At 58.9% G+C, this 11,158-nt stretch carries 15 protein-coding genes and 1 pseudogene; 9 read left to right on the top strand and 7 right to left on the bottom strand.

All coding sequences use genetic code 11. From position 1 onward, the window contains the following. The first annotated feature begins 24 nt into the window (after positions 1-24). Positions 25-1,065 carry a UDP-glucuronic acid decarboxylase family protein gene (locus C100_RS38340; RefSeq protein WP_024020398.1) on the top strand — a complete coding sequence of 347 codons (1,041 nt, stop codon included), beginning with the start codon at positions 25-27 and terminating at the stop codon, positions 1,063-1,065. Positions 1,066-1,134: 69 nt separating this feature from the next. Here the strand turns inward: C100_RS38340 and C100_RS38345 are convergent, their stop codons facing one another. From C100_RS38345 to C100_RS49325, 4 genes are all read right to left on the bottom strand, one after another. After that, the gene (locus C100_RS38345; protein ID WP_235219093.1) at positions 1,135-1,797 is read right to left on the bottom strand and encodes a Crp/Fnr family transcriptional regulator; all 663 of its coding nucleotides are present in this window, start codon (positions 1,795-1,797) and stop codon (positions 1,135-1,137) included. Between the two features lie 153 nt (positions 1,798-1,950). Continuing rightward, the gene (locus C100_RS38350; RefSeq protein ID WP_031309675.1) at positions 1,951-2,190 is read right to left on the bottom strand and encodes a DUF6894 family protein; all 240 of its coding nucleotides are present in this window, start codon (positions 2,188-2,190) and stop codon (positions 1,951-1,953) included. Between the two features lie 35 nt (positions 2,191-2,225). Then, a complete protein-coding gene (locus C100_RS38355; protein WP_024020401.1) occupies positions 2,226-2,438 on the bottom strand; it encodes a DUF3606 domain-containing protein in 213 nt (70 codons plus the stop codon). Between the two features lie 4 nt (positions 2,439-2,442). Next, positions 2,443-2,574: a hypothetical protein gene (locus C100_RS49325; protein WP_268746849.1), complete on the bottom strand. Its 132-nt coding sequence runs from the start codon at positions 2,572-2,574 to the stop codon at positions 2,443-2,445. Positions 2,575-2,821: 247 nt separating this feature from the next. Here C100_RS49325 and C100_RS49165 point away from each other — a divergent pair. From C100_RS49165 to C100_RS38370, 4 genes and pseudogenes are all read left to right on the top strand, one after another. Beyond that, positions 2,822-3,007, top strand: a pseudogene (locus C100_RS49165) (cyclic nucleotide-binding domain-containing protein); the annotation flags it as partial. An 81-nt stretch (positions 3,008-3,088) separates the two neighbouring features. After that, positions 3,089-3,457: a Crp/Fnr family transcriptional regulator gene (locus tag C100_RS49170; RefSeq protein WP_235219098.1), complete on the top strand. Its 369-nt coding sequence runs from the start codon at positions 3,089-3,091 to the stop codon at positions 3,455-3,457. A 119-nt stretch (positions 3,458-3,576) separates the two neighbouring features. Further along, positions 3,577-3,852 carry a hypothetical protein gene (locus C100_RS38365; protein WP_024020404.1) on the top strand — a complete coding sequence of 92 codons (276 nt, stop codon included), beginning with the start codon at positions 3,577-3,579 and terminating at the stop codon, positions 3,850-3,852. A gap of 45 nt (positions 3,853-3,897) precedes the next feature. Further along, a complete protein-coding gene (locus C100_RS38370; protein ID WP_024020405.1) occupies positions 3,898-4,650 on the top strand; it encodes a Crp/Fnr family transcriptional regulator in 753 nt (250 codons plus the stop codon). Here C100_RS38370 and C100_RS38375 read toward each other — a convergent pair. The 3 genes from C100_RS38375 to C100_RS49330 are packed head-to-tail and all read right to left on the bottom strand — an operon-like array spanning position 4,647 to position 7,369. Beyond that, positions 4,647-6,719 (bottom strand): NAD(+) synthase, encoded by a 2,073-nt coding sequence (locus tag C100_RS38375; RefSeq protein ID WP_024020406.1) that lies wholly within the window; start codon positions 6,717-6,719, stop codon positions 4,647-4,649. The two genes, C100_RS38370 and C100_RS38375, sit on opposite strands and share 4 nt — an antisense overlap. Beyond that, positions 6,703-7,251 (bottom strand): CinA family protein, encoded by a 549-nt coding sequence (locus C100_RS38380; RefSeq protein WP_235219094.1) that lies wholly within the window; start codon positions 7,249-7,251, stop codon positions 6,703-6,705. Before C100_RS38380 ends, C100_RS38375 begins: the two co-directional genes overlap by 17 nt. Then, positions 7,244-7,369, bottom strand: a complete 126-nt coding sequence (locus tag C100_RS49330; RefSeq protein ID WP_268746850.1) for a hypothetical protein — start codon at positions 7,367-7,369, stop codon at positions 7,244-7,246. The genes C100_RS38380 and C100_RS49330 overlap by 8 nt, the downstream gene beginning before the upstream one ends. 256 nt (positions 7,370-7,625) lie before the next feature. Here C100_RS49330 and C100_RS38385 point away from each other — a divergent pair, with 256 nt between their 5' ends. From C100_RS38385 to C100_RS38400, 4 genes are read left to right on the top strand one after another with little or no spacing between them, the layout of a single operon-like run. Next, positions 7,626-8,219 carry an SRPBCC family protein gene (locus tag C100_RS38385; RefSeq protein ID WP_024020408.1) on the top strand — a complete coding sequence of 198 codons (594 nt, stop codon included), beginning with the start codon at positions 7,626-7,628 and terminating at the stop codon, positions 8,217-8,219. Continuing rightward, on the top strand, positions 8,219-9,412 hold the full coding sequence (locus tag C100_RS38390) for a zinc-dependent alcohol dehydrogenase (RefSeq protein WP_024020409.1): 1,194 nt from the start codon (positions 8,219-8,221) through the stop codon (positions 9,410-9,412). The genes C100_RS38385 and C100_RS38390 overlap by 1 nt, the downstream gene beginning before the upstream one ends. Positions 9,413-9,432: 20 nt before the next feature. Beyond that, positions 9,433-10,005, top strand: a complete 573-nt coding sequence (locus C100_RS38395; protein WP_235219095.1) for a DUF4142 domain-containing protein — start codon at positions 9,433-9,435, stop codon at positions 10,003-10,005. An 8-nt stretch (positions 10,006-10,013) separates the two neighbouring features. Continuing rightward, on the top strand, positions 10,014-10,805 hold the full coding sequence (locus C100_RS38400; protein WP_024020411.1) for an SDR family NAD(P)-dependent oxidoreductase: 792 nt from the start codon (positions 10,014-10,016) through the stop codon (positions 10,803-10,805). The last annotated feature ends 353 nt before the right edge of the window (positions 10,806-11,158 follow it).

Here is an 11,158-nt window from a genome sequence, read left to right on the forward strand (position 1 = left end):
CAAGAATGGAAAGGATGGAAGCCGATGAAAAGCGGACAGGATGTCGTATTGGTTGCCGGCGGGGCGGGGTTCATCGGCTCCCATCTCTGCCGCGCGCTGCTCGAACGCGGCGCGGAAGTTATCTGCATCGACAATTTGCAGACGGCGCGAGACGCCAATTTGCGTACGCTGGAAGGCGAACGCGCCTTTACCTTCTTGCGAGCGGACATTGTCGATCCATTGCCGGACGCCATCCTGCGTCGCAGAGACATCGGGCGTATCTACAATCTCGCTTGCGCTGCTTCGCCACCGCAATATCAGGTCGACCCGGAACATACGATGCTGACGAACGTGGTTGGGACAGATCGTCTGCTGCGGTTGGCAGAGCAGACCGGGGCGCGTTTCCTCCTGACGTCCACGAGCGAGGTTTATGGTGACCCTGAAGCGCATCCGCAGCGGGAGGAATATCGCGGATGGGTGAACTGCACCGGTCCACGCGCCTGTTATGATGAAGGCAAGCGTGCGGCAGAGGCAATGGCATTCGATTTTGCTCGCCTTGGTCGTGCCGATGTGCGGGTGGCTCGCCTCTTCAATACCTATGGGCCGAATATGCATCCCGATGATGGTCGAGTGGTTTCCAATCTCCTCTGTCAGGCCCTGACCGGAGCGGATATCACGATCTTCGGCGACGGCTCCCAGACCCGCAGCTTCTGTTATGTGTCCGACATGGTTGATGGGTTGATCCGCTTGATGGAATCCGACATGCGGGATTTATTGCCAGTCAATCTGGGCAATCCGGAAGAATATACGATATTGCAGTTGGCGGAGCGGATCATCGCGGAAGTCGGCGCCGGTGGGCAGCTCGTCCATCAGCCTCTGCCTCAAGACGATCCCAGACGTCGGCGTCCCGACATCAGCCGGGCGCAGACCGTCCTGGGGTGGGAGCCACGCGTGCCGTTGGCGGAAGGACTGAAACACACCTGCCTCTATTTCGCACAGCAGATGAAGGATCTGCGTTCTTCGGCCGACCACAAGCGAACATCAGCGCTATTCCCGCACATCGCGCCGGCGCTGGCGGCGGAATGAAGCTGTTGTGAAAATGCACCCTGTCGATACGGTATGATGCAAGGCGGTCGGCCATGTGCGACCGCCGGGTCAGTGAGCTTGGCGCCAACTCTGGTTCATCTCAAGATAGCCGCCTTCAAATCCGCCAACCGCAGCAAGTGCATCCCAGTCCGGGACTTGCACATCGCGCCCCTGAACGATGAGGAGATTGTCCTGCCGAAGCGCGCGCATGACCCGGTTCATATGGACCGGAGTCATGCCCAAAGCATCGGCCAGCTGCGACTGAATGGCCAGCACCTGAAATGAATGACGGCTGCCTAGACCGGCCTGCTCGATCCGCAGGCTAAGTTCACAGAAGAGATGCGCCGTGCGCTTCCGCGCGTCGCGCCGTCCGACATTGACCACCCATTGCGACAGGATGGATGCGTCGGCAACACAATCTCGCCAGAAGGCTTCGGCCACCGCGGGATAGGCCTGCACAAGATCCTTTAACTGTTGATGTGGCACCCTGATGATGGTCAGCCGGGCGGACAAGGCCTGGAGCGCCCATTCGACCTTGGGCAGCATTAACGAATAGAGATCGCACATGTCGCCGGGGATATAAACCGCGGTGATCTGCCGCAGACCGTCGGGCAACTGGCCGAAGCGGGCTGCCATGCCTGACACCACCAGGCAGGAAAAATCCGTCAACTCCCCCGGTCTGACGATATCTTGATGAGGCGGAATTTCGGCTTCACGCCCCTCGAGCGCCAATATGGCTCCCTTTTCTTCCTCCGTCAGGCACGATCGCTGGCACAATTTGCGGACGAAAAGATCAAGTGCGGAATGGACGGACATAGACGCGACTCCGGTGGCTCATCGCTACCGCGGGGCTACATCGCTGCCAATCTTACTGACATAGCTGGGTCAGCGTTTGAAAAATACACATTCTCCAAAGCGAACGACCTTCAGAACGGTTCCGTCTCGATCGGCGATTTCCAGTCGATCATTTAAATCTACGGGCAGACCGTGTCGGATATGCTCCGCGATGATATCGCGGGCGTTGCGGACCGCTTCTTTCTCTGCGGCGGCCAAGTTCACGAAATCCCGTCCTTCTTCGTCCCAGACATCCGCATCGTTGAAGAGGTTCAGATGATAGAGGGTCATCGCCATCCCGATTTGAACAGGCGTGGAAGCGCTGATCAGCGCGCTGAATCGCGGTGCCGTTCCAGATAGGCAGCCACAGCGCCGATATTATGTCCGACCTGCTCGATCGCACGCTCCAGTTCCTGCCGGCACGTGCCAAGGCGCTGGGTCCAATATTGCGCATCCCATGCGCGATCACAGCGCACATATTTCAGGTCGGCCGGTATCGGTGGACTTGCTTCCTGCGGCCGAGGGGTGACTTCTTGCATGGTATCAACTCCCCGGTTCAACGTTCACCGGAGGGGCCAGAGGGTTGGTGTCCTCTCCAGAGGTGTCGCGCTTATCCTGGTTCTTCGATGCCGGCTCGTGCTGGTCCGCCCCCTGCTTTTCGTCAGCGTCTTTCATGCGGGTTCTCCTATGAAAGATCAGCGTGTTGGCGCCTGGGAAGTTCCGGGGCGACATAACCTGCGTAAGCCAAATATGCGTTTTCGGGCGGCGGTGCCTTGCTCAAAGGATGGAACTTCTCGTCTGGCATTGTTTTGCCACAAAAGATGCGTCGGACATCCGGAAAATTCCTCATTTAGAACATATGTGAATCCGCTCTGATGCATTTTGGCTATTTTGATGTCGGGGGGCTTCCCAGGGGATGCCCATGTTGAACCAGATAGCAGCGAGTGAAGATCTCGTCTTCTTTCGACCGCATCAGTTTCTGACGCGGGAGAACGAGCGCCCGGACGCCTTGTTCGATATCGTAGAAGGATGGGCGTGTCGCCATCGGCTTCTGTCGGACGGGCGCCGACAGATCACAGCCCTTTATCTGCCCGGCGATCTGTGCGACCCGCTTTGGTCGCTGACATCGACTTGCAACGAGCCTGTCGTCGCTCTCACCAATATTCGGGCGACCCGAAGGACGTTGAATGTGGCTGATGGATATATCCTGGACCGGCAGAAGGGCTTCTCGACGCGTCTGGCGGAAAGTGTCGAGCGGCAGTCCAATTGGCTGGTAAGCCTGGGGCGCAAGACGGCGGTCGAACGGTTGGCCCACCTATTGCTGGAACTGTTTGAGCGGATGCGGCGGGCGGGCCTGGCCTATGGCCAACAATGTGCGCTTCCCTTGACGCAGATGGATATTGCGGACGCGACCGGGCTGACGGCAGTCCATGTGAACCGGACCCTCCAGTCCATGCGGTCCAAAGGCGTGCTGGAATTGCATTCCAAATGGCTTCGCATCCCGGATCTTGGCGCGCTGCGTGATCTCGCCGCGCTGGGGCCGAATGATGCCGTCTGAGCCTGGATGTAAATATTACCAGTGAGTTAGCTTATGTTAGCGTCGGGACGCTGCGGCTTGGAGCAAGGTGCACCGCTTCCTGTTGTGAGGGATGAACATCCCCAAAACAGGAGCATCAGATGAGCAGCGCGACCAAGACGACAGATCATGACATCATCAGGGAATGGGCGGAACAACGGGGCGGAAGACCAGCGGTCATTCGGACGGGAGACGGGAGCGGCGGCGTGCTGCGCCTGGATTTCGGAGAAAAAGAAGACGCGCTGGAGGAGATCGGCTGGGAGGAGTTTTTCTCGATATTCGACGAGGCCGATATTGCTTTTCTCCATCAGGAGGAAACCGACAACGGTGCACTTAGCCGCTTCTTCAAGTTCATCCGCCAGGACGAGGAAGGATGATCCCGCCGCATCGAAATTGTTGCACTGGCACGCGTTCGCGCGCGCATGACATCGCCGGATCAAGCGCTGGCGCCGCTGGCCGCGCGGCTGGGTAGATGTGTGCAATTGTCGGCAGAAGACCGGAAGGCGATATTGGAATTGCCGCATCAGGAGCGCCTGATCGAGCCAGGGCATTATATTTTGAAAGAAGGCGATATGGCGCCGGGTTGGCATGTCCAGCTCGCGGGTGTGGCGCATCGTCATCGCATCTCTGCCGATGGGATGCGACATATCGTGGGAATTCACGGCCATGGAGATTTTCTCAATCTGCCGATGCCTCCCCCCACCATATCGGAAGATTTCATTCAGGCGCTTACACCTGTTCGGGTCGCGGCCGTGCCGATGGACAGCATTATGGCACTCAGCCACACGAGAATGACCATATTCAAAGCGATTTGTGGTGAGATCGCCGCCGACATGTCGATCAATCGCGCCTGGATTTCCAATGTCGGGCGTCGCGATGCGCGCGCCCGCATCGCCTATCTCCTGTGTGAGCTGGTGACGCGCAGCAAACCCGGCGGTGGCGTTGACGGGTGCAGCATCACATTACCGATGTCGCAAGTGGAAATGGCAGATGCTACCGGCATCACCACCGTTCACGTCAACCGGACCCTGCGGGCGATGGAAGAGCAAGACATTATTCGCCGTCAGCGCCGGGAGATAATCGTGCCTGACTGGCGAGTCTTGACGCAGATCGCCGAGTTCCGGTCGGCTCCCTGGGCCAGACGACTGGCCAACGATCGCCCGAAAGATAGCTAGCTACCTCGCTCCGGCGCAGAGCCGAGGGCCGCTGCAAGTTCTTCCAGCCATAGCTGTGCGGATCCATCGGAAGGGGCGCGCCAGTCGCCCCGCGGAGACAAGGCGCCAGCTGCGGAAATTTTAGGTCCATTCGGCAGAGCAGAGCGTTTAAACTGGCTCATTGCAAAGAAGCGATGGAGAAAATTGTCCAGCCATCGGCGGATTGTCGGCAATTCATAGCTCAGCCTGGCAGGTTCGGGATAGGCGGGTGGCCACGTCCCATTCTTCGCGTCTCGCCAGGCGTGCCAGGCCAGAAAAGCCACTTTGGAAGGTGGCAGCCCCTGACGCACGATATGGTGCAGGAAGAAATCATTGAGCGCATAAGGACCGATCCGGTCCTCTGTGCTTTGCAGCGCGCCCTCGGCATCGGCCGGCACAAGTTCGGGGGAAATTTCCGTGCCAAGGATGGAATGCAGCACCTGCTTGGTGGTATCATCGAATTGGTCGGTAGCGATGCACCACCGGATCAGAAACTGGATCAGTGTCTTGGGCACGCCGCTGTTGACGGCATAGTGGCTCATCTGGTCGCCTACGCCGTAGGTGCACCAACCCAAGGCGAGTTCGCTGAGGTCTCCCGTCCCGACGACAAAGCCGCCGTGCCTGTTCGCGAGGCGAAACAGATAATCGGTCCGCATTCCAGCCTGCACATTTTCAAAGGTGATATCATAGACTGGCTCGCCCTGCGCAAAGGGGTGCTGCATATCGTCCAGCATTTGTCGTGCGGCAGGGCGGATGTCGATTTCCTCGGCTGTTACATTCAGCGCCCGCATCAGCGCCCATGCATTGCCCTTCGTACGCGCCCCAGTTGCAAAGCCGGGCATCGTATATCCCAGGATCGCCGAGCGCGGCAGGCCAAGCCGGTCGCACGCCTTTGCAGCGACGATCAGCGCATGGGTTGAATCCAGGCCGCCCGACACCCCGATCACCATATGACGACCTGCGGTCGCGCGAAACCGCGTGACCAGCCCCTCCACCTGGATGTTGAACGCTTCATAACAATCGGCGTTTAGCTGCGACGGATCAGCCGGCACGAAGGGGAAGCGCCTTACCATGCGGCGTAAGCCGTAGTCTTCCTGATGCGGTTTGAATGGGAAGGGAACACGCCGGAACGATCGCTCCGGATGGTCGGCAGCCACGGCGGCATCGTTGAATGTGCCGTTGCGCATTCGCTCCAGCCGTATTCGCTGGAGATCGACATCGGCATATAGCAATTCCGATGTATCGTCGAAGCGCGGTGACTCCGCGATCAGGTCACCCAGTTCATGCACCATCGCCTGGCCGTCCCAGGCCAGATCGGTCGTGCTTTCGCCCGGCCCGGCCGCGGAATAGGCATAGGCCGCCAGGCACCGCGCTGATTGCGACGCCGAAAGGAGATGCCTGTCCCGCGCCTTCCCGATCGTGATGTTGGACGCGGACAAGTTGCACAGGATCAAAGCCCCGGCCAAGGCGCCAGTGGTGGACGGCGGCAGCGGCGCCCAATAGTCCTCGCAGATCTCCACATGAAAAATGAAGTCGCGATGTCCATCTGCCGCGAACAACAGATCAACGCCAAAGGGCACGGTCCAGCCGGCAACCTCAATCTCCAGCCCGGTCATGCCCACGCCTGGTGCGAACCAGCGCTTTTCGTAATATTCCCGGTAATTGGGGAGAAAACTCTTGGGGACGACGCCCAGCAGGCGACCTCTGGCGATAGCAAGCGCACAATTATAAACCCGGCCGCCACGCCTTATGGGCGCGCCAATCAGGATCGGCGGAAGATCCTTGCTGGCCTTCACGATCCCCGCAAGCTCCTGTTCCACCCGATCAAGCAGCGCCTCCTGGAGGTGCAGATCATCTATAGCATAAGAAGACAGGCTGAGTTCCGGGAACAGCACAAGGTCTGCGCCCTGGTCGCTCGCGGCTTTTGCCAGGCTGAGGATCGTGCCTGCATTGGCGGCGACGTCACCGACGCTGCCCTTTGGCGTTGCCGCTGCGATCCGCACCAGGCCATGCGTATGAAATGACCAGAATCTGTCAGCCTTCGCGGTCAATGGCGTTCCTCATCATCTCCAGCGCAACTCGCAAGGACTTTATCCGTACCGGTCCCCGGCCTACGCTGCCGAAATGCATCTCGCGATGGACTGGGGTTTCTCCACGCTGCATGCAGGCGAAATGCACCAGACCGTCCTCTTCTCCGTCAGGTGCGGCGCCCGCATAGCCGGTAATGGCAAGAGCGATATCGGCGCCCGAATATTCCAACGCTCCCCGTGCCATAGCTTTCGCGACCTCCTCGCTGACCGCTCCGCATTGGTCGATCTGGTCGCGGCGTAAGCCCAGCATCGCGCATTTTGCATCCTCGCTATAGGCAATGAAGCCGCGATCGAAGGCGTGGCTTGCGCCCTCCACATCGGTAAGCAGGGACGCTATCAATCCCCCGGTGCAGCTTTCCGCCGTTGCGATTTTCAGACCGGAGGCACAACAGGCCTCCAGCAGCGAAGCTGCTGCTTTTTCCACGTCGCTTGGCAAAACTGGAGAGAGGGTTTCCGCATCACCATCGTCATGAAGCATTGGATCGTCACGCATTCTTGACAGGCTCCATCGCGCCGCGAGCAGCAGGGGTACTGACATGAACGTCGGGATTGCCTTCTCCGGCGGCGACGCTGCTGACTGCACCGGCTGGCGCTTCTCGGAAATGAATCATGACTGCCTCCTTTCATCTGTCATCAGGCCGCAAAATTCACCCGACCATAGCAAAAATAGGGAAAGGGCCGTGCCAATTCTGCTCATGCTTGCTGGCAAGTAACCGCTTTATGGCCGTCAATGTCTGTCACGCAGCCATCAAATTTGACTGACCCAAGTTAGCGGCCGGACGCATTTTCGCGACATGGCCTCCGCCGGGGGAACAGCCTGCGATCCAACCGGTTGGCAAAGGCGAGTTGTAGCAAGGAGCCAATGCGATGGGCACCGGCCTGACGGAAACACAGAAAACGGATACGCCAATCACGGCTTCCAAGCATGGCGACGTAGCGCGGGAAGCCAGCTTGTCGCTTGTTGAACCTAAAGGTGACACGCTGGTTGCGAAGACGGTCACGATCAACCGTCCGCGCGAAGAACTTTACGACTATTGGCGAAACCTGGAGAGGCTGCCCTCATTCATGGAAAATATAGAGCGTGTCGAGGCGCTCGGTGAGAAGCGGTATCGCTGGGTCGTGAAGGCACCGGCGGGCCATATGGTCGAATGGGTAGCGTTGGTCACAGAGGAAAAAGCCGGCGAATATATCGCCTGGACTGCCGATGAGGGTGCAGAGATAGCCAATAGCGGCCGTGTCGATTTCCGCGATGCGCCAGGCGGGCGTGGCACATGGGTGACCGCGACTATTCTTTACGATCCGCCTGCCGGCATTATCGGCAAGGCGGTCGCCAAGCTGTTCCAGCGCGAACCCGCGATTCAGGTCCGTCGTGACCTGCGCCGGTTCAAACAACTGATGGAAACGGGAGAGGTGGCCACCGCAGCGTGGACGAAGGCGCAACTGGCCGAGGAGAATGATTGATGCGCGCGCTGACATGGCATGGCAAACATGACGTCCGGGTCGATAGCGTGGCCGACCCGGAAATCATCAATCCTCGTGACGCGATCATCCGCGTAACCTCCACCGCCATCTGCGGATCAGACCTGCATCTTTACGACGGGTATATCCCCACCATGAAGGCGGGTGACATATTGGGCCACGAATTCATGGGCGAGGTTGTGGAGACAGGCTCAAAATCCACATTGGAAAAGGGACAGCGGGTTGTCGTTCCCTTCACCATCGCCTGTGGCGCCTGCTTCCATTGCTCGAAGCATCAATATTCCGCCTGCGACAATGGACTGCCCGCCGATAACCAGGATATTGCCCAGGCGGCCTACGGCCATCCTATGGCGGGCCTATTCGGTTACAGCCACATGACTGGCGGCTACGCGGGTGGTCAGGCGGAATATGTCCGTATTCCCTTCTCCGATGTCGGGCCGATTGTCGTTCCCGAAGGGGTGGAGGACGACAAGGTGTTGTTCTTGTCCGACATTCTTCCGACCGGCTGGCAGGCCGCCGAATATGCGCAGATCGAGCCCGGCGATACGGTCGCGGTGTGGGGATGCGGCCCCGTCGGACTTTTCGCGGTGCAGTCCGCGTTCTTAATGGGGGCGGAGCGGGTGATCGCGATCGACCATTTCCCGCACCGTCTCGAGCTGGCCAGGCGGTTTGGCGCTGAAACCATCAACTTTGAGGAAACAAAGACCTATGACGCGCTGCTGGAGATGACTGGTGGCATTGGTCCTGACGCTTGCATTGATGCCGTCGGTCTGGAGGCGCATGGCTTTTTTGCCGACAATATCTGGGACCAGATCAAGGTATCGACATTCACCGGCACGGACCGGACGCACTCCATCCGCCAGGCTATTCTGGCCTGTCGCAAGGGCGGGCGTGTGTCGATGCCGGCAGTTTATGGCGGGTTCGTGGACAAATTCCCCTTGGGCGCGTTCATGGAGAAGGGGTTGACGCTCAAGACCGGCCAGACGCATGTCCAGCATTATATGCCTGCGTTGCTCAACGCGATCATGGAAGGAAAGATCGATACGACCTTCCTGATTTCGCACCATATGCCGCTCGAGAAGGCGGCCGAGGGCTATAAGCTGTTCCACGACAAACAGGATGAAGTGACCAAGATCGTGCTGAAGCCCGGCTGGGATCTGACTGAGGCAGCCTGAACAAATAGAGGAGAAGCAGGATGAAGAGGATGTCCCTGACTTTGATCGCACCGGCCTTGGCGTTGACGGCATGTCAGCAACAACCAGCCGAACCCGTCGCCTCCAACGAAATGGGCACGATGACCGGCAGCAACAGTATGACGGGGCCGGTGGACCCCGGCGCGGCCACGGATGCTGCCGGCTATATTGCCAAGGCCGGGGCGGGTGATTTGTTCGAGATCGAATCGTCTCAGGTTGCGCTCGACAAGAGCAAAAACCAAAAAGTTCGCGAATTTGCACGAATGATGATTGATCAGCATCGTAAATCCACTGCGCGGGTCAAAGCAGCAGCTGGCGAGGCAGGTCTGGCCGTACCGCCGCCGCAATTGATGCCGGATCAGAAGATGATGCTCGAGGAGATCAAAGCCGCGGATGCTGATGCGTTCGACGATATCTATCTGAAGCACCAGAAAACTGCGCATGACGCGGCGTTGGCTCTTCACGAAGGTTATGCCGAGTCCGGGGACACGCCTGCTCTCAGGCAGGCAGCCGCTGAAATTGCTCAGGTCGTGCGGCAACATATCGCCCATCTCGCCGACATGCCGGCGTCTTGAGACCCAGTATGAACCAATTGGCCATCATTACCGGGGCATCGACCGGCATCGGTTTCGAACTCGCTCATATTGCCGCGAAGGAAGGCTATGATCTGCTCGTGGCAGCTGACGAACCGCTGATTGAAGCATCGGCGGCCGATCTGCGGCGCCACGGCGTCACTGTTCGTTCCATGGAGGTGGATCTTTCGACATTGGACGGTGTGGATCAGCTGCTGGCCGCAGCGGAAGGGCGACCTATCGACCTGCTTTGCGCAAATGCCGGCACTGGCACGGGCCACGCCTTTCTGGAGCAGGATATCGCCCTCTGGAGGCGGTCGATCGACACCAATATTACCGGCACAGTCTATCTTCTTCAGCAGGTGCTGCGGTCGATGGTTGCGCGAGATGCCGGCAGGGTGCTGATCACCGGCTCCATCGCTGGTTTCATTCCCGGTAGCTTCAACGCCGTTTACAACAGCACCAAATCCTTCATCAACAATTTCGCCGATGCCATCCGGGACGAAATCAAGGACGCAAAGGGCGTCACGATCACCACCTTGATGCCTGGCGCCACCGATACCGAATTCTTTGCACGCGCCGACATGCTCGACACCGATGTCGGCACTCGGGAAAAGGCCGATCCGGCAAAAGTTGCGCAGGACGGCTGGGAAGCCCTGATGGCGGGCCATGCGCATATTGTGTCCGGTTGGAAGAACAGGCTTCAGGCTGCCGCAGCCCATGTGGTGCCTGCCGCCATATTGGCGGCACAACATCGTGACATGGCCGAACCCGGTTCGGCCGATCCACCGCAGGAGAAATGAGCCATGCCTCAAAAAAACATCACGCTTGCCGACAAAGCAGAAACACCGACCGGTCCCTTGGGCGATGCGCTTCCCGACCGGGAAGAGGCGGATCCGCGCACATCCGGCGGTCAACCGCCTGAGCCTGTCGAAGATCGCCCCAATGTGGGTCAAGTCAAACCGGAGGATTATCCCGATCAGGCCTGACATTATAACGATTCAAGCTGGATGTCGCGACATTAGACTGGCTCAGTATCGAAGAGCTGTGTGCTGAGGTTGAGGCTGCGGTTGCAGTCAGGAGCAGCCAGGTTGAACATGTGATCGGGTTTCGCAAGGCAACCATGTTCATCGCGCCTTTGCGTTCCAGCAACATC

Origin of the sequence: Sphingobium sp. C100, from assembly GCF_000508185.1 — a bacterium.
GTDB lineage: Bacteria > Pseudomonadota > Alphaproteobacteria > Sphingomonadales > Sphingomonadaceae > Sphingobium.